Origin of the sequence: Paenibacillus sp. FSL H7-0737 (assembly GCF_000758545.1) — a bacterium.
Classification (GTDB): domain Bacteria; phylum Bacillota; class Bacilli; order Paenibacillales; family Paenibacillaceae; genus Paenibacillus_AQ.
Genome location: NZ_CP009279.1, coordinates 1,510,240 through 1,536,411, shown reverse-complemented (window position 1 = coordinate 1,536,411; position 26,172 = coordinate 1,510,240). Strand labels below are relative to the sequence as shown.

The 26,172-nt window shown below is 48.6% G+C and carries 22 protein-coding genes; 3 read left to right on the top strand and 19 right to left on the bottom strand.

What is annotated here, in order from left to right:
- Window positions 1-321 precede the first annotated feature (321 nt).
- From H70737_RS06750 to H70737_RS06670, 17 genes are all read right to left on the bottom strand, one after another.
- Entirely contained in the window at window positions 322-2,133 is a 1,812-nt protein-coding gene (locus H70737_RS06750) for an adenine deaminase (RefSeq protein ID WP_442950250.1), read from the bottom strand.
- A 237-nt stretch (window positions 2,134-2,370) separates the two neighbouring features.
- Complete coding sequence (locus H70737_RS06745; protein WP_042185791.1) at window positions 2,371-3,603, bottom strand: pyridoxal-phosphate-dependent aminotransferase family protein; 1,233 nt, start codon at window positions 3,601-3,603, stop codon at window positions 2,371-2,373.
- Between the two features lie 133 nt (window positions 3,604-3,736).
- Complete coding sequence (gene allC, locus H70737_RS06740) at window positions 3,737-4,978, bottom strand: allantoate deiminase (RefSeq protein ID WP_042185789.1); 1,242 nt, start codon at window positions 4,976-4,978, stop codon at window positions 3,737-3,739.
- Window positions 4,975-6,369, bottom strand: coding sequence for an allantoinase (locus tag H70737_RS06735; RefSeq protein ID WP_042185787.1), 1,395 nt, complete (start codon window positions 6,367-6,369; stop codon window positions 4,975-4,977). The genes allC and H70737_RS06735 overlap by 4 nt, the downstream gene beginning before the upstream one ends.
- 33 nt (window positions 6,370-6,402) lie before the next feature.
- Window positions 6,403-6,777: a hydroxyisourate hydrolase gene (gene uraH / locus H70737_RS06730; protein WP_042185785.1), complete on the bottom strand. Its 375-nt coding sequence runs from the start codon at window positions 6,775-6,777 to the stop codon at window positions 6,403-6,405.
- Window positions 6,777-7,727 carry a factor-independent urate hydroxylase gene (pucL, locus tag H70737_RS06725; protein ID WP_036680024.1) on the bottom strand — a complete coding sequence of 317 codons (951 nt, stop codon included), beginning with the start codon at window positions 7,725-7,727 and terminating at the stop codon, window positions 6,777-6,779. The genes uraH and pucL overlap by 1 nt, the downstream gene beginning before the upstream one ends.
- 35 nt (window positions 7,728-7,762) lie before the next feature.
- Entirely contained in the window at window positions 7,763-8,275 is a 513-nt protein-coding gene (gene uraD, locus H70737_RS06720) for a 2-oxo-4-hydroxy-4-carboxy-5-ureidoimidazoline decarboxylase (protein WP_042185783.1), read from the bottom strand.
- 4 nt (window positions 8,276-8,279) lie between these two features.
- Window positions 8,280-8,816: a (2Fe-2S)-binding protein gene (locus H70737_RS06715; protein ID WP_081951052.1), complete on the bottom strand. Its 537-nt coding sequence runs from the start codon at window positions 8,814-8,816 to the stop codon at window positions 8,280-8,282.
- Entirely contained in the window at window positions 8,803-11,097 is a 2,295-nt protein-coding gene (pucD, locus tag H70737_RS06710; protein WP_042185782.1) for a xanthine dehydrogenase subunit D, read from the bottom strand. Before pucD ends, H70737_RS06715 begins: the two co-directional genes overlap by 14 nt.
- 34 nt (window positions 11,098-11,131) lie before the next feature.
- The gene (locus H70737_RS06705; RefSeq protein ID WP_042185780.1) at window positions 11,132-12,031 is read right to left on the bottom strand and encodes an FAD binding domain-containing protein; all 900 of its coding nucleotides are present in this window, start codon (window positions 12,029-12,031) and stop codon (window positions 11,132-11,134) included.
- A 58-nt stretch (window positions 12,032-12,089) separates the two neighbouring features.
- Window positions 12,090-13,019, bottom strand: coding sequence for an ABC transporter permease (locus H70737_RS06700; RefSeq protein ID WP_042185778.1), 930 nt, complete (start codon window positions 13,017-13,019; stop codon window positions 12,090-12,092).
- Between the two features lie 3 nt (window positions 13,020-13,022).
- Window positions 13,023-14,165: an ABC transporter permease gene (locus tag H70737_RS06695; protein ID WP_038569246.1), complete on the bottom strand. Its 1,143-nt coding sequence runs from the start codon at window positions 14,163-14,165 to the stop codon at window positions 13,023-13,025.
- Window positions 14,162-15,694: an ABC transporter ATP-binding protein gene (locus H70737_RS06690; protein ID WP_042185775.1), complete on the bottom strand. Its 1,533-nt coding sequence runs from the start codon at window positions 15,692-15,694 to the stop codon at window positions 14,162-14,164. Before H70737_RS06690 ends, H70737_RS06695 begins: the two co-directional genes overlap by 4 nt.
- Window positions 15,695-15,803: 109 nt before the next feature.
- Complete coding sequence (locus H70737_RS06685; RefSeq protein ID WP_042185773.1) at window positions 15,804-16,964, bottom strand: BMP family ABC transporter substrate-binding protein; 1,161 nt, start codon at window positions 16,962-16,964, stop codon at window positions 15,804-15,806.
- A 242-nt stretch (window positions 16,965-17,206) separates the two neighbouring features.
- Window positions 17,207-17,779 carry an NTP transferase domain-containing protein gene (locus H70737_RS06680; protein ID WP_197071270.1) on the bottom strand — a complete coding sequence of 191 codons (573 nt, stop codon included), beginning with the start codon at window positions 17,777-17,779 and terminating at the stop codon, window positions 17,207-17,209.
- Window positions 17,721-18,845, bottom strand: a complete 1,125-nt coding sequence (locus H70737_RS06675; RefSeq protein ID WP_052404190.1) for an XdhC family protein — start codon at window positions 18,843-18,845, stop codon at window positions 17,721-17,723. The genes H70737_RS06680 and H70737_RS06675 overlap by 59 nt, the downstream gene beginning before the upstream one ends.
- A 38-nt stretch (window positions 18,846-18,883) precedes the next feature.
- Window positions 18,884-20,458 carry a PucR family transcriptional regulator gene (locus tag H70737_RS06670; RefSeq protein ID WP_042185768.1) on the bottom strand — a complete coding sequence of 525 codons (1,575 nt, stop codon included), beginning with the start codon at window positions 20,456-20,458 and terminating at the stop codon, window positions 18,884-18,886.
- Window positions 20,459-20,697: 239 nt separating this feature from the next.
- Between H70737_RS06670 and H70737_RS06665 the strand changes: the two genes are divergently transcribed.
- Entirely contained in the window at window positions 20,698-21,081 is a 384-nt protein-coding gene (locus tag H70737_RS06665) for a RidA family protein (RefSeq protein WP_042185766.1), read from the top strand.
- Window positions 21,082-21,721: 640 nt separating this feature from the next.
- On the opposite strand, the gene H70737_RS30630 is transcribed toward H70737_RS06665, so the two are convergent.
- On the bottom strand, window positions 21,722-23,074 hold the full coding sequence (locus H70737_RS30630; RefSeq protein WP_042193429.1) for an amidase family protein: 1,353 nt from the start codon (window positions 23,072-23,074) through the stop codon (window positions 21,722-21,724).
- A 193-nt stretch (window positions 23,075-23,267) separates the two neighbouring features.
- Window positions 23,268-24,845 (bottom strand): gamma-glutamyltransferase, encoded by a 1,578-nt coding sequence (gene ggt / locus H70737_RS06650; RefSeq protein WP_042185762.1) that lies wholly within the window; start codon window positions 24,843-24,845, stop codon window positions 23,268-23,270.
- A gap of 207 nt (window positions 24,846-25,052) precedes the next feature.
- Between ggt and H70737_RS06645 the strand changes: the two genes are divergently transcribed.
- The gene (locus tag H70737_RS06645; RefSeq protein WP_442950249.1) at window positions 25,053-25,631 is read left to right on the top strand and encodes a chromate efflux transporter ChrB; all 579 of its coding nucleotides are present in this window, start codon (window positions 25,053-25,055) and stop codon (window positions 25,629-25,631) included.
- Window positions 25,631-26,170 carry a chromate efflux transporter ChrA gene (locus H70737_RS06640; RefSeq protein WP_042185759.1) on the top strand — a complete coding sequence of 180 codons (540 nt, stop codon included), beginning with the start codon at window positions 25,631-25,633 and terminating at the stop codon, window positions 26,168-26,170. The genes H70737_RS06645 and H70737_RS06640 overlap by 1 nt, the downstream gene beginning before the upstream one ends.
- Window positions 26,171-26,172 lie beyond the last annotated feature (2 nt).

Genomic DNA, 26,172 nt, shown 5'->3' with positions numbered 1-26,172 from the left:
TCTCATGCACCTCGTCCCTCTTAGTTGGGTTACCTGAAACCTGATGATATCTATAATTTCGTTAAATGCCAATAATGTAAAATTAACTCTATCCAATCACTTTAATTTTTATCTAATTTAACATTATTATCGTCAACTGACTACGCTTTGTTAATATTTTTTCATTAATTCCACAGAAAAATGTTTCAATCTTTGTCCATCTGTTTAATATTTATATTTAAAAACTTAGTCTTTCTTATTTTCACAACAAAAAACTGTTCTGAATGGTCATCATCGACCTCAAAACAGTCTTTTGCCTAGTTATTATTCAGTTAACTTTACTTAAACAAACAATGGCACTAACTGTATTCCTTCAGGCGAGATCCGAACAAGTCCTTTATCCGTGATGCGTAGCGTCGGGATAACCGCCAATGCAAGCAGCGATAAAGTCATAAATGCGTAGTTCAAAGTACAGCCAGCATCATATAGCGCTTTGCTGATCGCAGCTGATTTTGCAGCAGCAATTTCGAAGGGTTCCGTGGACATTAGACCTGCAATAGCCAACGGGAATAATGTTTCTCCATTGGATGTGATCATGCAAACACCACCCTGGGCATCCGCCACCGCATTTGCAGCTTTAGCCATTAACTCATCATCATTACCGATAACAAGTACATTATGACTATCGTGAGCAACCGTCATTGCAATGGCAGCCGGCTCTTTAAATCCAATGCCTTCGACAACGGCCACTGATTTATTGCCTGTACCTTTATGACGTTCGAGCACTGCGATTTTGCACAAACCTTCTATAGCATTTACATCCAGTTGCCCCTCCACTACAGGTATCGAAACCATACGCACAATAGTCTCCACATGATTTTCTCTTACTTTAATAACTCTTGTAGTAAGTTCACCTGTTTGAATTGGAGCAGCAATGATGAAATCTTCTGAAGTAGGACGCTGTGGCAAATGAACCGAAGCCAACACTTCCTCCGGATAAGAGAATTTTGCAAGCTCTGCCGTCATTACTCCGTTCTCCGCAACTACTACACCTGCGGCAATTGTCAGCACTACATTAATATCCGCCAAATTCCCGTCTAAAAGGATGATATCTGCAAAAGAACCCGGAGTAATAGATCCGATATCCCGCGCTAAACCAAAGCGTTCAGCAGTATTAATGGTGGCCATTTGGATAGCTGTTATAGGCTTAACACCTTGAGCAATAGCATCACGCAGGACGAAATTCATATGCCCTTCATCTCGTAAGGATTCCGAACTACGGTCATCCGTTACCAGCATCATTCGGCGTGTATCTATGCCGTGTTCTGTATGGGCCGTAATTGTTTTAGCCACATCATGCCAAGCGGAACCCCGGCGCATTTTGGCATACATCCCCAGTCTAACGCGCTCAATCACATCGTCTGCCGTCACACACTCATGATCGCCAGTCACCCCTGCCGCAGCATACACGGGCAGTCTCCAGTCGCTGGAAGGCCATGTGAAATGACCATCTACAAATCTGCCTGCCCGCAGCGTAGCTTGAATTTCGCCAAGCATTTTCTCATCGCCATAAACAACGCCGGGAAAATTCATCACTTCACCCAGCGCAATCACATCGGGTCCCCAAGTAAAGGCTTCTGCCACTTCTTCTGGTCCAATAGAAGCTCCCGTTGTCTCGAATTCCGCACCTGCCGCAGGCACACAAGAAGCCACCTGCATGTAAGCCGCTAACGGTGTTCCCCGCATCTCATCGAGCATCAATTGAATCCCCTTCAGCCCAAATACATTAGCAATCTCATGAGCATCAAAGAAACCACCTGTTGTACCCAGCGGCAGAACCGCACGGGAGAATTCAGTAACGGTCAGCTGTGTGCTCTCAATATGACAATGGCCATCGAGTAGTCCCGGAGCTATATACTTACCGTTCGCCTCAATGACCTGCGTTCCTTCACCAATCATATGTGTCACATCTTTACCAACATAAGCGATACGTCCACCTTGTATACCAACAGACATTCCTTCTAAAATTTCACCAGAGCATACATTAACCAGCTTTCCACCTGTAATTACTAGTGTTGCCGGTTTATCTCCTCTTGCCGTAGCCACAAGCTCAGGTACACAATCTGCTAAAGGCTTTCTTGTAAAAGTTGTCATTTTCATCTCTCCCCCGTTAGTATCCAAGTGCGTTCTTGATGTAGTGAATAGATTCATAATAATAGAGGATTGCTTAACCATCGGCTGTGTTGATATCATAGTTGGCAAATCTGATATTGTACGAAAAAACGGCTCCGTCATCCCTGTAGATGATAGCCGTTTTCTTGATCCAAAGATTGTCCAACACTCCGGACATGCCCCTGGTATGAACTCACCCGCCAGCATCTATTCCAACGATTATCTTACGTTTTCCTCATATACGTCAAGTGCCGCTTGAACACCAAGTCCGTAAAAAACTTCAAATCCGTGTCGCAGCAACGCTGCTTCCAAAGCTCCAAGCAAACGCAGCACATTATTCGTACGGCAGCTAAAGCCCATCGTGCCAATGCGCCAAATCTTTCCTTTCAGAGGTCCAAAGGAGCTGGCAATTTCAATGCCGAACCGCTCCAGCAGCAGCGTGCGTACAGATTCCCCGTCTAGGCCCTCAGGAATCAGCACACAGGTAACAACGGTAAGTTTGCAGGAGGGCTCCCCGTAAAGTTCAAGCCCCATCGCTGTTAATCCAGCTATAAGTGCCTTTTCATGGAGCTGATGTCTGGCGAATCTGGCATCCATTCCTTCTTCAAGCGCAAGTCGCAAGCCCTCCCGAAGTGCATAGAGCATAGAGGTCATCTCTGTATGATGATTGAGACGTTGCGGGCTCCAATAATCCTGAAGCATGCCAAGATCGAAATAGTTGCTGCGGACAAAAGACAACTCACCAGGCTGAACATCGCTGATTCTAATCCCACGTTCTACTCGTTTACGGGACATAAGCTTAGCCTCAGCGCGGTCATTATATGTTATTGGTGCCATACCGGAGGGGACGGACAGGCATTTCTGTGTACCTCCTACGACCGCATCCAGCATCCAAGCATCCGTTTCGACAGGAATGCCCCCAAGAGTTGCAACTGCGTCAACTATGAAAAGAGCATCCATTCGGCGGCAGGCTCTGCCAATTTCCGCGAGTGGCTGCACCCGTCCTGTAGAGGTCTCACCATGCACCATCGCTACCACATTTGGCTTAAAAGTCTCGATAGCCGCTATCACTTCCTCCGGTTCAAACACACTTCCCCATGGCTTTTCCAGAACGAACACCTCAGCGCCACAACGTTCGGCAATCTCATGAAGCAGGTGTCCGAAGCGGCCAAAGATCGGAATCAGCACACGTTCCCCCGGCAGGATTAAGCTGACCATCACCGCCTCAATACCAGCGCGAGAGGTCCCATCTATAGGGTAAGCCCATGCATTTCGGGTAGCGAACAGCTCCCGCAGCATCTCCATCGTTTCATTCATCATCTGGGTGAACTCTGGATCAAACTGACCCAGCACCGGAAAAGACATCGCCCGCAGGACACGCGGATCAACCTCCACCGGACCCGGAGTCATAATGCAGCGCAGGGATGGCGACAAATCTTCGTAACGCTTCATGATGATCCTCCCTTCAAGTAGAAACGGCTAAGCCGTCCTTTTAGGGACGGGCTCCGTTTCAGCGAGAAATATAAGGATAAAGTATAGAGTAAAACATATACTTCCTTATATTTTAAAGTTCGACGAACTCTTTTTAATAAGCTAACTCATATAACATCGCAGTCAGAACCTCAAGCCCAGCCGCAAGCTGCTCGGGGGATGTATACTCTTCCGGTGAATGGCTGATACCCGCACGACTGGGTACAAAAATCATCGCAGTAGGGCAACGCGGCGCAAACAGCTGGGCGTCATGTCCCGCTCCACTTACCATCATGCGGTACGTCTTCCCCTGTTGGCGGCAGATATTTTCCAGCATTGCAGATAGCTTCGTATCCATAGGCGCAGGGACTGTGTGGAGCACGGATGTAACCTCAAGAATCACCCCCCGTTTAACAGCAATTTCATTACATTCCGCAAGAAGCTTCTCACAGAAACGTTCCAGTTCGTCCTCTTCACTATGGCGGATATCTAATGTAAAAAGAACCTCACCCGGGATCACATTTGGCGTATTCGGGTACACCTCAAGCTTACCCGAGGTTGCTACAAGAGGTTCACCAGCCGTTTTAGCAGAACTTTCAAGCACGTACAGCATTTCAACCGCACTAGCCAGTGCATCCTGCCGCATAAACATCGGTGTCGTGCCCGCATGATTAGCAATACCACTGACCTTGACCACATATCGTCTCTGACCAACAATCCCCTGAACTACGCCTATCTGAGTGTCTGTCTTCTCCAGAATAATCCCCTGCTCGATGTGCAGTTCTACAAAAGCGCCAATATCATTTCTGGCTCCATTCTCATCTGTTACACCTTGGAAAAATATGGATTCCGTCATTGCTGCCTGTAATGTCACTCCCTCTGCATCTATACAGGTCTCGGCCTCGCTTCCGTCATACCTTTCCGTGACATGGCCCGAACCCCAATAAGCAAGCGGAAATCGGCTCCCCTCTTCTTCACAAAAAGATACGACCTCAAGCGTCCGCTGCGGCTGGCCAAAGTTCCTCTGCAAATCTTGAAGCGCAATCATAGCCGCAGCGATCCCATACGCACCATCATATTTTCCGCCATTGACTACAGTATCAATATGCGATCCGGTTAAAATAACCTTTTGCTGCGGATTGCATCCACTCAATCGTCCATATACATTGCCAACCTTGTCTATGGAAACTTCTAAGCCGAGCCCAGCCATTTTTTCCTGCAAAAAAATCTGCGCCCGGCTCCATTCCTCCGTATATAGCAGTCTAGTAACTCCTGGCCCAGGTGTGCTGAATGCCCCCAGCTCCTCCAGCAGCTCGAGCAGCTTCTCGGTCGATGTTTGAACGCTGGAATCGTTCATAAGCTATACTGCTCCTTCCTAATCCGCAGCCACTGTCCACCATCATCGGCAATTACTCCTTCTTCAGAGGTATAGACCACCCGCCCACGACATATCGTAGCAGCTACCTTGCAGGATAAAGTTCTTCCGATGTAGGGGCTGTGCTTGTGGCGATACAATAAATCCTCCGCAGTCAGCGTATAGGTTGTGCTTGGATTCAGCAGAACTAGATCGGCATCTAGACCTAGAGCTATAGCGCCTTTGCGATGCTCTATTCCAAAACGTTTTGCGGGTTGCCCTGCAAGCAGACTGGAAATTAATGTAACATCCAAACCCCGCACATTCACGCCTTCATGGAACATAAGCTCCAGACTGCTCTGCGCACCCGAGATCCCACCCCAAGCTGCAAAAAAAGATAAGTCCGGCTTCACCTTCAATTCCGTTGGACAGGGGGAATGATCCGAAGCAATCAGATCGATTTTGCCTTGGGCCAGCATCTCCCATAACTTCTCCTGCTCCACCGCACTTCGCAGCGGAGGCGCACACTTCGCCACAGGGCCTAAAGCCTTCATATCATTTTCAGTGAGGACCAGATAATGTGGACAGGTTTCAGACGAAACGTCCAGACCTCGAAGCTTAGCTTCATAGATTTTCTCAATGGCAGCAGCCGTGCTAATATGAACAAAATGCAACCGGCAGCCCGTACGTTCACTGTACAGCAGCGCCCTGGACACTGCCTCCAGCTCTGCTTCAGCTGGGCGGCAAGCCGCAAAATCACTTGCGCTGGTTCTGCCATTTCGCACTGCATCAGCGGTCAACACCGCCGTGATAGCCTCACTTTCTGCATGAAGCGCCAGAATCCCGCCCAGAGAAGCGATTCGCTGCATCCCTTGATAGAGGGTATCCTCATCCACTTCACGGAATCTGCCTTCGCCCTCCCCTCCAGGATTGGAGAGAAAGGCTTTAAACCCAGTGACGCCAGCGGCTGCCAAAACTTCTAAATCATCCAGATTGCCGGGAACGAGCCCACCCCACAGCACATAATCAACGGCAGAGTTTCCAGCCGCAGCATCTACCTTTTGACGAAGCGCAGCCTCGTTCACAGTAGGTGGATTGCCGTTAAGCGGCATATCTGCATAGGTTGTGCAGCCGCCAGCTGCCAGCGCCGCAGAACCGCTGCGAAAGCCTTCCCAATGTCCAAACTTTGGTTCATTAAAGTGGACATGCATATCAATCATACCGGGGAGCACATAGAACCCATCTGCGTCGATGACTTTGGTTAGCGGTGCAAGCGAAAGCTCCTCTCCAAGTGCGACAATCTTACCCTCTGATACTGCAATATCCAGCTTGAGTACCTGATGGGGCAGCACTACATTCCCGTTCTTAATTACAAGTTCATAGGATTCCTTCATGAGCTGCCACCTCCTAAGGTCATCAACTTTCTCCTAACTTCCCCGATACGTACTATATCCACCAGGAGCTACTAGCAAAGGTACATGGTAGTGTTGCATGGAGCTCTCTATATGAAAGCGAATAGGTATCTGTTCTAGAAAAAAAGACATCTCACGTTGAGTATCTGCTGACGCTTTGGCATCAGCTCTACGGTAGTAATCGCCGACCATAAACAGCAGCTCGTAACATCCAGCCTCCATCTCTCTCCCTTCCAGCAGCGGAGCATTGAGCCTCCCGTCATTGTTCGTAACCTCTTCACACAGAAGCTTGCTGATTCCATCCGTAAGCTTCCAGAGCTGAAGCGTCAGACCTGTAGCAGGAATCCCCCGCGACAGATCCAGCACATGGGTGGTAAGACGCCCGCTCATTACGCTGTCTCTCCGGCCAGATCTGCACGGCTGACAGAAAAGCCCTGAAAACCATAGGGTGGACGAGGTTCGGTGAACACTCCACCTTTAGTTTCTTCAGGCTCAACAATGGTTTCCCAAGTCCGGTTATTGGACTCAAACGAAACGGTAGCCAATTGAGGGAAACGGGACAACACGCGCAGCCCAATTTGATAAATCAACGATTGGATTGATGGACTGTTCAGCTCATGAAAAGCGCTATGGGCGATATCGCGAACCTGCTCCGCAGCCACATATTGGCCTAGATCTCCATCCAGAGCATGCTCAACACCACTGTAGGTCCAGTTAATATTCAGAAAAATATAAAGCGGACGGTCAAAGCTCTCCGGCAATGTTGTGTACTCATCACGGACGAATCCATAAAACGAGCTTCCACTCACTTTTATCAGCTGTAAATCCTTCAACCGGCATTCATGCGCGATAACCTCAGTCCCATTCTCTCCACGTTTTATAGTTAACGAAGCCGAATAAGATTCATTATTGGAGTGACGCAGTACTAAATGACTCTGTTTAAGCCCCTCACCCCCGGGCACCATCACCTGTTCAAAAGGTAACCGGTCTGCGGAAACCGAAACTGCGGTGACATGATCGTATTTATCGAGAAAACGGCTGCTTAGAAGCTGCAGCAGCCCCTCCGTTGTGCTTCCAGTGTAGTCCGCGGTATTGCGCAGGATGAAATTTTTCATAGAATCGGTAGCAACGACCATGGAATTATCCCCCTCTGAAAAAGAAGGAAGAAACGCTTCGCCCGTGACCGCGAATGTAATATTATGTGCGAATATAATGTTGTCGCAGCCCGTGAAGGAAGATTCGGGAACGGGGGTAACGGCCAGCGGTTTAGCATAGGTACGATAAGTTAACACATCACTTTTCCCATAAAACATTGTACGTCCGTTAATTGGTTCCAGCATGGCTGACACCCTCCCCGTTTATGATGAATGAATAATTAAATAATTAAATCACTTAGGCGAAATCTCGTAATTGTACCGACTTCAGAAAAGGCTTGAATCCATTCCTCCTGAGGGGAACGCTCAACTCGCACTCCAATGGCGCCGATAATGTCATCTTTGTTTTTGCCACGAACAGCTAGAATAAAAGGGAAATGAAATTTGTCCGTATACTTTCGATTCAGATCATTTAATAGATTGAACTCTTCCGTTGTTAGCCGATCCAGTCCAGCTCCCTGCTGCTCTGAGGCAGACAAAGCCGTAACTTGAAGCCTAGTCGCCAAATCCGGGTGAGCTTTTAATAGTCCCTCCATTCGGCTCCGGTCAGCACTCAGTACGGTCTGCATCATTGTGCTATGCAAATGCTCTAAAGAATGGAATGGAATCTGCTTATAAGCCTCCTCTGCTACCCACGGTGAATGTTCAAAAATGCCGCCTAGATGCTTCACAAAATCCGTTATACTCATGGCATTTATCTCTTCCAACGTAAACCTGCCTTCAGAAACGACCATCCACTCAACCTCCAATAGCTTTGTTAACAGCTCGTAAAATGCCACCGTACCCCGTACAGCGACAAATGTTACCGGATAAAGCTTCTTCCACTTCAGCCTGAGTAGGATGCGGGTTCTTTTCCAGCAGAGCAACTACCGAGATAACCATCCCTGGTGTACAATAACCGCATTGGAACCCCCCCTCTTCTAAAAAAGCCCTCTGAACAGGATGCAGGCCTACTTCACTAAGACCCTCAATCGTTGTAATTTCCGCACCTGAGCATTGATAGGCCATGACCAGACATGAATTCACTGGACGTCCATCCACCAGCACCATACATGCCCCGCAGCGGCCAATCTCACAAGAACGTTTTGTACCGGTCAGCTCCAAATCTTCACGTATGACATTTAAAAGCCGGCGGGAGGGTGGAATCTCCGTGGATATCGCTTTACCATTGAGATTGCAATTAAAGGTGAACCTCTCTTCTGCAAAAGCTTCCTCAGACGATAAGGGGGCAAGGTTATCTTCATCTAGATTGGGATCTGAATTATGGCTCGACATGGATGTTCACCACCTTTTGTGGAATAAACGGTGTAGACTGCAGCCATTCGGGATCAATGGGCAGCTTGGTTACCCGCTTTCCTACAGCCTGAAATATGGCTGACGCGACTGCCGGAGCTAAATTGACGGAACCCACCTCTCCAATGCCGCGAGGACCGTACGTGTCATGATCCGGCAAATCCTCTATCGGCTGCACCTGAATGCTGCCATTCATATCGGCAATGGTTGGCACCAAATAGGTGTCTAAATTTTTGGTGACATAGCTGCCGCCTGACATCACAGCATCTTCTGACAAAGTAAATCCTACCGCCATACTGCTGCCACCTTCGATCTGCCCGAGATAACCTTGCGGATTAGCCATCGGCCCCGCCGCTACCGCATGATATTGATCCAGTACACGGACACGTCCAGTAAGCAGATTAACTTCCACGCGGACTGCGATTGCAGAATAGGTATATAGAAAATGTGCCCCCACTCTTTTAAAGGGTGTGGTTGGATAAGTAAACTTTGTATTACAGACAATGGGTTCTGAAATACGCTGTGCCAAGTCCTTGTAAGTCAGAAGCAGACCGCCGTCTTTTAGCCAAATGCCGCCAGGGCCGAGCTTCATTTCATAGTTATCCAGCTCTGGCTTTATCATCGCAGCTGCCTGCAGCACACGAGCGGTGAAGTCTGGACGCAGCCGTTTCAAGGCCATCCACATCATGCTAGTTGATCGGGAAGCCGTACTAGATCCGCTATCGGGCACAACATCCGTATCGCCAATGACGATGCTTAGATCCTCTGCCGCCAAGCCAAACTGTTCAATCAGCATTTGTTCCATGGTTGCGATTAAGCCCTGACCAAACTCCTCGTAACCAAACACCGCCTCAATCTTGCCCTCTAGCGTCAAAGAGAGCCTACCACCCGCCGGATCGGGAATACCATAGCCAAGTCCTGCACCATGCATAGCTATAGCAGCACCCGTTCCAGTTACGATCCAAGGTTCCACAACACCTGAATCACTGTCTGTAGATGCAGCCTCAGTCATAAGAGGCGAACCCGCCAGCGCTTCCCACACCTGAAAGGCACCATCGGTCTGAGCAATTTCCTGACCCAGCGGCCCCAGATCTCCATATTTACGCAAATTGCGGCGGCGCATTTCCCACGGATCGATCTGCAATCGCTCAGCCAACCGATCGATTTGTCCCTCCAAAGCGAAAATCGCCTGATTGCCGCCAAAACCGCGAAATTCACCAGATACACCGTTATTGGTATATACAGCAAAACCCTTCACATCCACATGATCGATGATATAGGGGCCCATCACATGTTCTGTCGCAAAGTTGAGCACCTCCGCCCCCAGTGTTGCATAAGCTCCCGTATCCGAAATAATTCTGACCTGATGTGCCCTGATGATTCCTTCGGGGTCGCAGCCAGTCTTCATGGTGATTTTCATGGGATGGCGTTTTAGTCCTGCACGTACCGATTCAACTCTCGAATTATGCAGTCTTACCGGACGGAGTGTCCGCAAGGCGAGCAGCGCTCCATATGGCTGTACATTCAGCTCGTCTTTTCCTCCAAAGGACCCGCCGATAGGACTCGAGATGACGCGAATATCTTCTTGAGGAATATCCAGGATTCTGGATAGCTGCAGGCGATCCATCAACCCATGTTGTGTAGCTGAATATACGGTAAGCCGTCCGTTATCCTCTGGGATAAACAGTCCACCTTCAGTCTCCATATAGGTGTGCATTTGGCGTGGTGTATAGTAAGACTCCTCTACCACATGACAGCAATCCGTAAATACCGGTTCCGGCTCCCCTTTCCGATATTCCGTATGATGAAGCACGTTTCCCTCGGCATGCAGCAGAATTGCGTCCTTTTTCATCGCCTCTTCCGGGTTCTCGAGTAAGGGTAGAAGCTCATAATCCACTTCGATAAGAGATAAGGCGTATTCCGCAATTTCGTCCGTCTCTGCCGCGACTGCCGCAATCGCATCGCCTGTGTAACGCACACGGTCGCTGCAAAATACCGGTTGATGCGGCAAAGCTATGCCAAAGCCGTTAAGTCCGGGCACATCCTCATGAGTGATTACAGCGTGTACACCAGGGACTTCAATGGCCTTCTCAATGCGTATGGACAAAATACGAGCATGTGCCTGCTCACTGCGGAGCACGCGGCCGATCAACATTCCTTCTGCCCTCATGTCGGTCAAATACTGCAGCTCACCGGATACCTTGCCCTCTCCATCAGGTCGTGTACGCCAGCGGCTACCGCTGGATTCCTTATTCAGCAGCATTTTCCCTCTCTCCTTTCGTCGGGTTATTCACCTCTTAACTCCGTATATTCATAGCCTTCCACAGCTCAGATACAACCAAATTCCCAGCAGTCTTTTTCTTGTAAAGTTCTGTTGCAAAGGGATCACTATACGTCTCAAAGCTGTTCTCAACCCCTTCATATAAAGAAGTCAACAGTTCCTCTGTATACCTCACACCTTCAAGCATAACTTCAGCCCTACTTAGTCGCTGCGGCCGCCCAGAGCCCCCACCTGCGGCGATACGCACCTCACGGAAACGGTGTTCCTCATCGATCGATGCTGAGATTGCTACCGTTACAAGTGAAGGGGTGAACGCTTCCCTGCGGCCAACCTTACGGAAAATTTCTAGCCTATCCGTTAAGGGACTCTCTAAGCGAGTAGGTGAGATGCGAATCTCAGCCACAAGATCTGCCGCAGGTTTTATCCCGCTCCAGTGATTGTTTAGCCACTCTATCAAAGGTAGTGCCGTCATAAATTTGCCGTCAAAGGAGATTAACTCCGCGTCATAGACCAGTAACGCAGGTAGAATATCTCCGAAGCCAGAAGCGATATTGCCCCCGAGCGTGGCAAGATTACGCACCGACGGAGCCGCTATGCAACGTGCAGCCTCTTGCAGCGCAGGAGCCACGGCCTGCAAATGCTCATTACTGCGGCACTGGGAGAGTGGAACAAGAGCGCCCAGAGATAAGTGAAATTCCGTTAAGGTAATGTCGCCGAGATTTGTGATTTGCCGAAGATCAATCAGCTGTTTGGGCATATGATCCGTTCCATTTTCCCACCCTGTTCTCAGTAATGTTCCTCCTGCGACATATCGGGAACTGTCTCCAAACGCCGTTTTTCTCTCCCAAGCTTCGTGCAGGCTGCGGGGTTGAATTACTTCAGGTAGCCTTCCATCCTCTTCCCGTATAACTCCCATACACTCCGCCTCCCTTTTTGAGTACCAGATTGCCGCTTCCCTTCTCGTATAGCCTGCCTTAAAACCTTTGTTCCCGAATATAAGGAACTCCCAGCGCCTCCGGTGTGCCGGATGGTTTGTTGCGATTGCGGTACCCCAGGTACATCAGGACCAGAATGGTCACAAGGTACGGAATCATTTTGAGAAAATAGGGCGGAACCGCACTGCCCAGCAATTGAATACGGAAGCCAAGTGAATCCAATGCCCCAAAAAAGTAGGCGCAGAACAAGGCACGCAGCGGATTCCATCTGGCGAAAATCACCAGCCCTACCGCAATCCAGCCTCGACCGGCTGTCAGCCCTTCATTCCAGGTTGGCGCATAGGCCAATACCATATCCGCTCCGGCCAGGCCGATGAGAGCAGCACCGGTGATCACATAGCTGTAGCGGATAAGCTGCACACGGATCCCCATCACATCTGCGGTAGCCGGACTGTCTCCGACTGCCCGCAAATGCAGGCCCCATGAAGTGCGGTGAATTAGCAGATGCAAAGCAAGCACTAGCAGCAGGCTGAACCAGGTTAGGTAATCCATGTTGCCGAATATTTTTCCGATGAACGGTACATTTTCCAGCCAAGCCAGATGCAGCTTAGGAGAGGTTCCCGGCAAAGGAATGCCGCTGATCGGTTTACCAAGATAAGCGCTCAACCCACTGCCGAACAAGGTCATCGCAAGACCGGACATCGTTTGATTCGCCCGCAAGGTCACACAGAGAAAAGAATGCAGCAAACCAAGCACAGCCGTTACAGCTACGGTAGCCAGCAGAGCCAGCAAGAGGTTTCCGGAGCGAATATACACGATACAAGTGGTGACCGCTCCCATCAGCATCAGACCTTCAGCCCCAAGCTGTATAATGCCGGCTCGTTCATTTAGAATGCCTCCCAGCGTAGCCAGCAGCAGCGGGGTCCCTGCGGAAATAGCGGCAATAAGTAGCTGTGTTGTAAAATCCATCGCCTATCTCCCCCCTTTCAGTTGAACCCGGCTACGACGAATGCGGAAACGATAGATCATATCGCCAGCAATCAAGAAAAACAGGATGGAGCCCTGCAGCATTTCTGATATCGATGAGGGCAGCCCGATGGTTTGAACACTATATCCGCCAACAATTAAGCCACCGAATAAAATAGAAGTAACGATTAGACCGAGTGGATTCAATTTGGCCAACCAAGCCACAATAATGGCGGTGTATCCATACCCCGGTGAAATGCCCTGCATCAGCTTGTGTGTAACACCGGAGACCTCCGCCATGCCAGCGATCCCGGCGAGTCCCCCACTGATCAGCATGACGATAATAATATGGCGCTTGATAGGAATCCCCGCGTATCTGGCTGCAACAGGATTAGCCCCAATCAGACGGAGCTCGTAACCCCACTTGGTAAAACGAATCATTAAGTAATAAATCACAACGGCGATAAGTCCAAATAACAATCCAATATGCAATCTTGTACTTCCGAGAACAGGCAGCGACTGAGCCGCAGTAAACATAGGTGATCCCGGGAAATTAAATCCTTTAGGATCTTTCCAGGGTCCGAATACCACGTAATCGAGCGCCAATAGGGCAACATAATTCAGCATTAATGAAGTGATTAGCTCATTCACTCCAAAATGCGTCCGCGGAATAGCTGTCAGCAGTCCCCAAAGCGCACCCGCGGCAATCCCGAACAGCAGCATTAAGCTCAGGGACCAGAATGAAGGTAAGTCAGGAAAATAAATCGTGACGGCTGTGGCCGCCATAGCCCCAACGGTTAGCTGACCTTCTGCTCCAATATTCCATACCGAAATGCGGTAAGCCACAGCAATCCCAAGCCCACATAGGAGTAGCGGGATCGCTTTAACCATCGTTTCCGTGAGCCCATACGCAGTGCCAAATGCGCCACGGAACATTTTTTCATAGACCAGCACCGGATTCATGCCATTCGCCGCAATAAATAGGGCACACAACAATAGCGCTAAAATTATAGACACAATAGGTGTCCACCAAGGAGAACGGATGCGGCTGGCATCGTATTCGAAACGTAGAGAGAATCGTTTTCCGGAGTGGGAGGGGAGGGGTTCCAGTACTGCTGCTGCGGTATTTCTTCCATTCTCCAGGCTCATACGGCGCTCTCCTCTCTATTATGAATACCAGCCATTAGTAGTCCGATGCTCTCTCGATTCGCTTCCTCATGTGTACTCTCACCAATAATTGAGCCGTTATAGATCACTAGAATCCGGTCGGACAACTGAAGCAATTCATCTAAATCCTCCGAAATTAACAACACGCCACTACCTGAACCACGCAGCTCCATAAGAAGGTCGTGAACACCAGCCGTGGCACCTACATCCAGCCCTTGTGTCGGATGAACGGCGACCATCAGCTTCGGCCGATGACTGATCTCACGTGCAAAGAGCAGCTTCTGCTGATTACCACCTGACAACTGTTGTACTGGCGTCTCGAGCTCAGGTGTCTTGACGTTAAAGCGCTGGACCAGCTCCTGTGACCACAAACGGTTCTTCGCGGACTTCAAGAAACCAAATTTGGAGTGCTCCTCTGAGCGGTAAGACTTAAACAAAAGATTATCCACCGATCCGAGGCGTCCAGCTAAACCGCTCTTCATCCGGTTCTCCGGCACGTGGGAGATTCCTGAATCAATTGCCCCTCTAACCGAAGCCGATTCCACCGTCTTTCCATCAAACGTGATTTCACCACTTTTCCAGCCTCTAAGACCTGTTAACACTTCAGCCAGTTCCTTTTGCCCGTTGCCAGCTACCCCAGCTACGCCTACAATCTCCCCTTTACATACGTTCAGAGAGAAGTGATCCAGTGCTTTTCGCCCGTGATCGGCATATACGTCCACATCTTTCACTTCTAATAAAGAATCCCCTTCAGTGGCTTCCCGTTCTTGACGGGTGATGGTTACTTCCTTGCCCACCATCAGACGAGCCAGCTCCAGTTCATCTGTATCTGCAGTGGTCAGTGTGGCGATCATTTTCCCTTTGCGCATGACGGAAATCCGATCGGAGGACGCCATAACCTCTTTCATTTTATGAGTAGTCATAATGACCGTTTTTCCTGCCTGCTTCATGACCCGCAGCGTTTCAAATAGCTGTTCCACCTCTCCCGGGGTCAATACAGAGGTTGGTTCATCCAGAATAATAATGTCAGCCCCGCGATACAGCGTCTTAACGATTTCAACACGCTGCTGCTCACCCACGGACAACTGCCAGATCGGGCGATCCACCGGGAAATTCAGTCCAAACCGTTCCGCTAATGCCTCTATCTCCTCGCATTTGTTCTTCATCCACTTACGGCCGCGCCAGAAAGACGACTTTTCGCCAAGCACGATATTTTCTGCTGCTGTGAGGCTTTGCACCAGCCTAAAGTTCTGAAACACCATACCTACACCCAGCTGCGCAGCATCTTTAGGAGAACGGATCTGAGCACCTTTCCCATGAATGAAGATTTCTCCTTCATCTGCTCTGTACACCCCTGACAGCATGCTCATCACCGTGCTCTTCCCGGCCCCATTCTCCCCAAGCAACGCATGAATCTCACCCGCATTTGCCGAAAAGTCGACTTGATCACTGGCGGTTACCGAGCCGAATTTTTTCACAATCCCCCGCATTTCAACTGAAGTTCCCCGCATGGCCTGAACCCCTCCTTCCTTCAAGTTGTAGTACGGGTGGGGAAGTTTCCGCTTAACGGAACCCGCCCCACCCATAGATTGTGCACATCTTATTCCCTATTTTTAAACATTATTGCGGGATAGTTCCTTCCACACCTTTTACGAGCCAGTTCATGCCCAACACTTCCTCCAAGGTCAGCTTCTGACCCTCCTGAACCTTCACATTCCCTTGATTATCTGAGATCGGACCTGTGAAAACCTCAAGCTCACCACTGATAATTTTGGCTTTGGCGTCTTCGACAAGCTTTTTCACATCATCTGGGATCTTGTTCCCGAAAGGAGCCAGCTCCACCATACCGTCAGCCATATCACCGGAATATTGCTCGCTCTTCCAGGTTCCATCCATAACTGCCTGCACAGCTTTTACGTAATACGGCCCCCAATTCCATACCGGGTTCGTCAAATAATTGTCCGGAGCGTATTTGCTCATATCCGAGTCATTTCCCCCGGCAAAAGCCCCTCGTTCAGCAGCAGCCTGCAGGGTTGCAGGTGAATCCTGATAGGCCAAAAGCACATCCGCACCCTTATCCAGCAAGCTGATTGCCGCTTGACGTTCAGTCGTCGGGTCATACCATGTATTCGTCCACACCACATTCACCTTTACATCAGGATTGACACTTTGTGCCCCAAGGGTGTAAGCATTCAAGTTATAAATCACTTCGCTGATCGGAAAAGCGCCCACATAACCCAGCTGATTGTTTTTGGTCATTTTTCCTGCCGCAATGCCGCTCAGATAGCTGGCCTGATAGTTTTTCCCGAAGTAGGTTCCCATGTTCTCTGCGGTTTTGTAACCCGAAGCATGCAGGAACTTCACGTTGGGAAATTTGCCCGCTACATTTAATGTAAAATCCATATATCCGAAGCTCGTTGTAAACACGATGTCGTGTGATTGCGCAAGCTCTGTGATGATTCGTTCGGCGTCAGCACTTTCAGGGACATTTTCTACAAAGTCAGCTTTAATCCCCAGCTCCTTCTCCATATACAGCCGTCCTTGATCATGTTGGTACGTGTAGCCGCCATCCCCTGGAGGTCCGATATAAACAAAAGCAACCGTCGGTTTCTTTGCAGCCGGTTCTGTTGTTGCAGTTGCCTCTGTTGCCGCTGTAGTTGTCGCTGGTGCCTCCGTTGCATTTGTAGAAGTATTATTATTGCTGCCACACCCCACCAAAGCCACCGTCATTAGAACCATTAATGCAAGACAAGATGTTATGAACTGACCCCTTTTTTTCATAATTCTCCTCCTCCAAATCATCTCTCATCATGGCTGCAACCATTAATGTACTTCTACTATACTTAGAGGTGGCCTTGGCGTAAATTTATATAACATACGTTTGTATAGGAATATAAGAATCAGAACTTTTTTTGTGTGTAATGCACTAATTGGTTTTCGGAAGGTGAGTTGCGTGTCATATTATATGACCAAAGGTGGAAAAGGAACACTGTTTCAGATTACTTTTTAGACTACTTTTTACTTCACTTTCCATTTCTCAGAATCCATTGCTCCTGAATCTCACCAAAATCTTCTCTTGTATCTGCGTCCATGAAATAATGGGCAGACTCAGATTCCAGAACAATCCCCTTATAATCAGGTGAACGCAATATCCCCGCCGCTCCTCGATCTCCATCTAATCCCTGTAGTGCTGGAAACAACGTCTTCGAGAACAAAGCCGGAGGCATAGCCGACCCATTGCTGACGCTAGCGACATAATCCATCTCCGGAGATTGTTCAAACGTTTGTATTAGACGGTTCACTAATGCTGTAGTAATAAATGGCTGATCCGCAAGCGCCACAACTACTGCATCGGGCTGTAAAGGTAATACCGCATTAAGGCCGCAGCGCAGTGAAAAAGACAATCCTAGATGTGCGGTTAAACAAGTTTCGGTGCGTCTGGAGCCTTGCGGTTCAATCGCGGGTGGCAGCCATTCCAAGTTGTCATCCGCACGCACTACCACGATTAGCGGTTCTAGATTGCAACGATCCAATTCACTAAGCGCGACGCTCCCGAGTGAGACCTCCTGCGACAATTTCAGTGAAACCTTGGACACACCCATCCGCCTGCTCTGCCCCGCTGCCAAATATATGCCTGCTACCTTCAATACTATCCGCTCCTTTGGGCAGCTCTCGTGAGCCCACCCTTCTAATTTGAATAATTTCTGCTATAATACTGACCGCAATCTCCTCCGGACCTTCTCCTCCAATCGGCAACCCTACAGGTGCATGCAAAGATGCAGGAGCCTCAAGCCCTTCCAGTAAAAGAGCTATCCGCGCCTTCGAACCCATAATCCCTATATATAGAGGAGCAAGCGGAATCACACTCTCCAGGAACTGTCTATCCCGCCCAAGTTGATGACTGCAAATCAATACATAATCCTCTCGAGCTACGCCTAATCGCTGAACAACCTCCATAGGGGAACAAATTACTTGTTCAGCTCGAGGAAACTTATTGTGCAAGCTTCCTTCGCGCCAATCCGCAACCGCAACCCGAAAGCCAACTCTGTCAGCAAGTTCCGCAATCGGAACCACATCAAGCCCACCACCAAAAATCACAAGCCGCGGTTTAGGCACGAAAGACGCATGAAATGCTGTCAATTCTGCTGGAGCGGCCATAAAGCGACCTGCTGCTAGGTTTTCTTTTGCCGAGTGGGATAATTTCGGATATTTCTTGCTCTGCGGCAGTTCATTGTCTGGATCCAGCTCCAGCTTATAGGCAAAACCGTTCTCCACTGCTTCGCGGAACAGAATTAGCTTCTCTCCCCTAGCCAATCTGTCACTCGCCTGCACCAAAAGCTTGTAGAGCTGACCCTGCACGGGTTCAAGCACCACTTTGATTTTGCCTCCACAGCCGACAGTCTCACCCCAGGACAGATCATCCGAAGACAACATATTGTATTCCACAATCTCGGGCAGCCCTCGTTCCCATATCTCAGAGGTACGTAACTCCAGATCGCTTTCCACACAACCTGGACTCAGACTCCCAATCGTGCCCCCTTCAAAAAACAACATCACTGCCCCGGGTTTACGATACGAGTGTCCCTCTACCTCAATCAGTGTTGCCAGCACCGCAGGCGCCTTATGGGTTTGAATATGCGTTGCGATCTCATGTGTATTCACGAGGCTCCCTCCTCCGTGTTTGCATTTCAACCCAGACCTTAGTCCCGCCCAAGCATTCTCCGAAACATGAACACTAACTTCAGCCTCATTAGATCATTTATTTTTTTAAAATCGACATCCAAGAGCTCACTGAGCTTCTCGATCCGGTAGGTAGCCGTGTTCCGATGAATAAACAACTTTTTGGCTGTCTCATTGACATGCCCATCGTTCTCTAGATAAACCTCCAGCGTCCGCAGCATTTCTCGCACATACTCCGGCTCACGACTAAGCAGTCCTCTAAGCGTTCCGTTGCAATATTTCTCCATGACCTCTGTCGGGATTTGCCCAAGAAGCAAGGAAAGCTCAAGCTGCCGATAATGCACAACATTCCCATGCACTCCCTCAAACTGAAGCATCCCCATACATTCCTTCACCTCCGCAAAAGCCTCCTTCAGCCCATCCGGCTTCAATTTACAACTACTTATCGCAGCTCGTGGATAATACCCCTTGTCAAACTTCAGGTTGTCAAAACAAGCCTGGATTACATCACGAAATTGCTCAGGACTCTGAAGAGCTGCCGGATAGATGGACAATAATCCTTGGTCTACAATCACATGAATGGCCTTTAAATCCCGCAGTACGGGGTGTTCAGTGTATTCTTCTTTTAATCTAAGCAGCTCACTTTGGCGTTCTTCACTCGTCGTAGCAATATCGGTTAATAAGAGACAGAATGGCGATTGAAGCAGCTCTATCTCCAGCTTTACAGCAGACTGTACTAAATCGGAGTAAGATAAGTTACCATTTAGACAACGTCTCAGCAATCCACTGAACTCCCTTTGTTCTGCCTGTTCAAAATAATCCTCGTATCCTGAGTGAATATGATATGAAATAAGTTCAGCACCCTGAACGAACAAGCTCTCTTCCACCGGGAGCAATAAAGGGTCGATGGAACAATACAATAAATATCCCGAGCACTTTTCTCCTTGTATTAGTGGTGTGCGATAACCTGTACGATCTTCTACACGAAAACGTTGATTACGATTCTGCCAGGGCCACCCCTCCAGCAGCTGTGAGGTCTGATATTCAGAATTGTTATAGATTACATCCCCGCGTGCGCTAACCACCACAAGTGAATGGCCAATCACTTCAGACACCGAGTCAAACAGTGGACGGCTGCGGACAGATCGCAAGGCAAATTGCATCAGCTTTTTCTGCTTCTCCATTATGCTCTGCAAAACATGAGTGCTCCGGCTAAGCTCGGCGCGAAACAGGCCATTCATCTGATCCGAAAAAGTGAACTGGAACGGTAACTGGATTAAGGGGAAGTTAAGGCTCTCCGCTTCTGCGATTAGCTGCTCCGGTACTTTATCCCAAAATCGTCCCAGCTTAATACCTAAGGCCGATGAGCCCCTTCGATTCAGTGTTTGCAGCAAAGCAGAGGCATCCTCCAGATTGTCCTTGATTAAATAGGCTGTCGTTAGCAGCATCTCGCCTTCTTTAATCCAATCCGAAATATCAGGTGCGTCCATCACATTGATCGATTTCACAATTCGATGTTTCCCCTTGGACCCCGCGATAAGCTTCGCCTCGGACAAAGGATAAATGGACAACGCTTCTTCAACCGTAAGATGCATGCCATCCCTCCTTTTTAGGATCAATTGAACCATTTCTAATTCATAATGTTATTTTATGTAACATTATAATTAAAATGAACCTCCTTGGATAGAGTGAAATTAAAATTTAATGGTTTTTATGTTAGTTAAAATAACATTAAATGAACATAACTGATTAATCATTAATCTTTAGTTCACATCACTTGTGTGAGTAGTATAATTAGATCGGACAATATTAGGATGGATTTGGAGGGGATCTTTTGAGTAAAAAGCAAGTGTTTACGGGTTCACCCTGGGAGTCGGTGGTTGGATATTCTCGCGCCATCCGAATCGGCAATCGTATCGAAGTCGCAGGAACAACAGCCATGCAAGACGGGGAAATAGTCGGTGTAGGAGATCCATACGCGCAGACGAAATTCATTCTACATACCATCGAAAAAGCGCTAAACCAGCTAGATGCTGATTTGTCGCATGTAATTAGAACAAGAATGTTCGTGACAGACATCTCACGCTGGGAAGAAGTCGGCAAAGCACACGGCGAATTTTTCAAAGATATTCAGCCTGTAGCAACCATGGTAGAGGTAAAAGCGCTTATTGATCCACTATTGTTAGTAGAAATAGAAGTCGAAGCATTCGTAGAATAGAGCTCGGACGTGGCATGGCACCTTCTTCACGGAAGGTGCTTTGTTTGCGTGTTGAGATGAAACGCGAGTGTGTCGTGGCTGACCTTTTTGGTGTGGGGCATTTATACCCCTTCTTCCGGTAATATCGCCAGTATTCTTGGATTCTGGGGGATTTATACCCCTCTTTTCGGCTATATGACCGGAATCACTGGATTCTAGGGTATTTATCCCCCTCTTTCCTGTAATATGGCCGGAATTACAGGATTCTAGCGTATTTTTGCCCTTCTTCCCCGCAATATGAGCCAATTTCGCGCATTCTACGGGATTTATACCGTTCTTTTCAGCTATATGAGCCAATTTCGTGCATTCTACGGGATTTATACCGTTATTTTCAGCTATACGGGCCAATTTCGCGCATTCTACGGGATTTATACCGTTCTTTTCAGCTATACGGGCCAATTTCGCGCATTCTACGGGATTTATACCGTTCTTTTTCTTCGCATGGAGGTGTTTACTGAAACGCTGGTCTTAGCCAACTTTTGAGCACTGAATTTTTCTTTTACTCTAACACACCATTATTGAGCCTACTTCATCACATTGAGTTCATTTTTTAAAAAACCAATTTCACCTATCATCTCAAAACCCATCAAGTCCCGTCATCTCACGACCGCCGCCAAACCTCCTTCACCCATGAGAGTAGCCGAAGATCCTGACCATGTCCGGCGATAACCGACAATCCCAGCGGCAGTCCATTTGTAGAGAGCATAGGTAATGTTACTTGAGGCAGGCCTGCCAATCCAGCCATGCAACTCAACATCATCGCCCCACTACGGTTCTCCTCCAATTGACGCAACCCCCCACCACGCAGTGGAGCAGGACCAGGTACTGTCGGAATCACAAGACAATTATCTTCTCCCAGCAGTTGGCGCAATTGAGTAGAAATCTCCGCTCGTTTATTCAGAGCGATACTGTGGTCCTTGCCAGCAAAGTTAGCAGCCCAAGAGAACCGGGCCGCAATATCAGGCCCAAAAACTGGTTTCACCTTCTCAATCCAGGCGCTATGGGTTGTCCAGATCTCATTGCCTTGTAGCTCTCGAAAGACATCCATCCAGACTTTTAAACCTTCTCGAGCTATTTCAGTTTCGAAGAAATGATCAGCACCAGTCCTCAAGTGGTTCAATCCATTCGCTAGAACACTCACATCCTTTGGATCGACCAAATCCCAACAGTCCGTAGCGACAAATAAAGTCACCATTTTCTTTTGTGAATCATCCTCTTTATCCTTTCTAGAATTATATTCCACATGATTTCCTTTGCTCTTTGGTATCTGATCCTCTATGTTCTTTTGTATATTATTCTCCAATTCTTCCTCTTCATTTTTTTCCCTACCGTTCTCTATATTCAATTCTAAATTTCCATCTATGCTCATCATTACCTTTTCAGTCATGCGTCCACTTCCAAGTAAAACCTCCCCAACCTTCTGGAGCACACCCATACGATCTGCCATCCAGCCTACTGTATCAAATTGCGGTGATAACGGGATCACACCTTCCATATTCACAGCACCATGCGTCGGGCGAAAGCCATATACTCCGCAATAGGCGGAAGGGACTCGAATAGAACCACCTGTATCTGTTCCGAGCGCAAAATCAACACTACCTGAAGCTACCGCTACTGCCGATCCACTAGAAGAACCACCCGGGATACAACCTGCGGCACGGGGATTTATGGGCGTTCCATAATGATGGTTCTCACCACCCAGACTGTACATCAGCTCATCCGTATGAGTCGCTCCTCGAAGCGTCGCTCCCGATCGGAGCAACTGACGTACTACTGCCGCATGTTCTGTAGACGGATTGTGGCTCCACAGCCAATCTGGATTACCAGCAGAAGAACTGTGCCCTGCTACCGCATACACATCTTTCACCGCAAAGGTCAGTCCGTTCAATATCCCGTTCCCTAAACGTCCGACTGTTAGCTGAGGATCGATAAATGCACCATACCGATTATCCACCATATCCCCTTCCTCCTCCCCTCAACATTCCTTCTAAGATCTTAATCAACTCGTCTAAGATTTTAATCATCCTTCTAAAATCTCATGTCCAATAAACTAGGGCTTTCTGTTACACCTTTCTAAGAAGCCTTTCACTTCAAGGTGTCGCCTGCAACCCACCTCCAACCCAAATTCTACCTACTCTCACCTCACCCTACCAACCTATCGCCGCGCCATCGCAGCGCGGGTCTGTCCCCCCACTACGATATCCATTGTCATCTATGGATATCGCGTGAGCATGACCCACGCTCCCGTCATATGCTTCCACTTTCCGGACAATATGACCGGCTCCCGCCAAATCTGCCAGCACCTCATCCGCTACCCGTCCCTCTACCTTCAGCTCCTGCGTAGGCTCCCCCCACGTCCTCCCCCATACAAAACGTGGTTCACTTACAGACGTTTGCGGATTCATCCCATAATGCAGCATCCTTGTAAGTAGCAACGTTTGAGTCTGCGGCTGACCTTCACCACCTTGCGTACCATATAGAATCGCAGGTTTGCCCTCGCGGCAGGCCATGGCTGGCATCAGTGTGTGGAAGCTGCGCTTATGCGGTTCAAGCGTATTGATATGGTTCGGATCAAGCGAGAAAAACGAACCCCGATTCTGAAGCAGAATTCCTGTATTCCCAGCAACCACTCCTGAGCCAAACTCAAAATACAGACTCTGAATAAAGGAAACCGCATTTCCCTCCTCATCCACCACCGCAGCATATGCAGTATCACTACCAATAGGCTGACTGGTCAGCTGTGCCGCTTTTTGCATCGAGATCGTAGAGGCTAGTTGCCCTGCATAGTTCTTATTCAGCAACTGCACCAAAGGAATAGCACTAAAATCCGGATCTGTAAGCACTCTATCCCGATCACGAAAACTCAGCTTCAGCGCTTCAACAAGCAGGTGGTAATATTCATAAGAGCCATGCTCGATTTCTCCGAAATTAAAATACTCCAATATATTAAGACTCATCAGCCCCGTAAACCCTTGAGAATTTGGCGGCACTTGATACACCCTATGCCCATGATATTCCGCATGAATCGGCTCGACCCAATCCCCCTGATGATCCGCAAAATCATCCCGTGTGAGATAGCCCCCAGCTGCCAGCATATAATCACAAATATCTTCAGCAATCTTCCCCTTATAAAAAGCATCCCGTCCACCCGCAGCCAACGTCCTCAGGGTTGTCGCCAGCTGCGTCTGCTGAAATCTCGATCCAGCAGACACAGCCACTCCACCCGGCATATAAATCGCGGACGCCTCCGCCGACAACGCCGTTCCAGCAAACAGCGTATTATTCCGCTGGTCCGGCGACAGCGGAAACCCACTCTGAGCATAGCCGATGGCTGGCTCCAGCACCTCTGCCAGCGTTAAGCGGCCATACTTGCTGAGCATGGCGTCCCAGCTATCCACCATCCCCGGTACGGTGATGGCACTGCGGATCCCCCGCCTCGGAATAGCTCCCTCACCGGCATAGCAACTTCTGCGAACTCCGTAACCCGACCGTCCACTTCCGTTATACGCCCGGACACGCGCCTCTTCTGTGCTATAGGTCAACCAGAACGAATCCCCACCAAGCCCCGTCATATGTGGGTAGACTACAGCGAGCGTCGCACTAACCGCCACCGCCGCATCAAAGGCATTTCCCCCTTTTTCCAAAATGCGCGCACCCGCAGCCGAAGCTAAATAATGAGGGCTGACGACCATTGTTTTTGTGCCTATTACAGGTTTCTCCGCCATGTTCCCCATCTCCCTATTAACTTCTCACTTAATTAATGTCATTTAACATTACATAAAAATCCCTTGTCAATCGGTTACGCCAAACCTCAAAATAACCATCCTCTTTTTGTGATTCATGCACAAACATTAGCTAATTTCTAGTCAACCTCGTAGCTTCACACATATGATTTGTATAGAATGGGCTCTAAACACAAGGGGAGGTCTCACGTGATATCCATCCATAAAGACTATGTACAATTAGCTATCGCCATGTTCAGAACTGGGATTGTCGGCTATGGCGGAGGGCCTTCCGTGATTCCATTAATCCGGCATGATGCGGTAACTCGCTACACTTGGCTAAGCGATGATGAATTCGGGGAGACATTGGCGATTGCCAACGCGCTACCGGGACCTATTGCTACCAAAATGGCGGCTTATCTTGGATATAAACTTCGAGGAGTTAGGGGGGCGATACTGTCAGTTTTGGCACATATTTTACCTAGCTGCCTGGCTATGATCATACTGTTATCAGCTGTAAATTATTTAAGTAGCTCAAAAGTAGTAGCTGGAATGATCGCGGGGGTATCTCCTGTCATTGCTGTCATGTTAGGAATAATGGCATATGAGTTTGCGCAAAAAGCCTATAAAGGGCTAGGAAAATATCTCAGCGCTGTCTTCATCCTTCTAGCCTTACTTCTGCTACAAATAATTCACATACATCCAGCTCTCGTAATCGTACTTTTTCTAGGTTACGGAGCCGTTCATTACCGGATCATCGCGAAGCAACAACAAGGAAGATCAAATTGATGGACTGGTTAGAGCTCATATACGGATTTTTCATGGCGAATTTGCTTGGATACGGCGGTGGTCCTTCCTCTATTCCATTGATGTATCAAGAAATCGTTCCCCATTACGGCTGGCTGACCGATGAACAGTTTTCTAACATGCTTGCACTTGGCAATGCACTGCCTGGCCCAATTGCTACCAAAATCGCAGCTTACGTCGGCTATGATGTCTACGGCTGGTTAGGACTCATCATAGCTTTGTTAGCAACCGTCTTGCCCTCCGCAGTAGCGCTTATTATCCTGTTAGAGGTCATGCAAAAATACAAGCAATCCCCCGTAGTGAAAGGGATGACATTGCTTGTCCACCCCGTTATAGCAGTTATGATGGCTGTACTCACTTGGACAATGGCCAAAGGTCCTGCGGACTCTATCGGAATCTGGCAAACACTGTTCATTGCCGCAATCGCATTCTGGGCCATCAAGCGGCTTAAGCTGCATCCTGCCTTTGTCATCTTAGCCGCTTTTGCCTATGGTGGTCTGGTACTCCGCTACACGGTCTAACT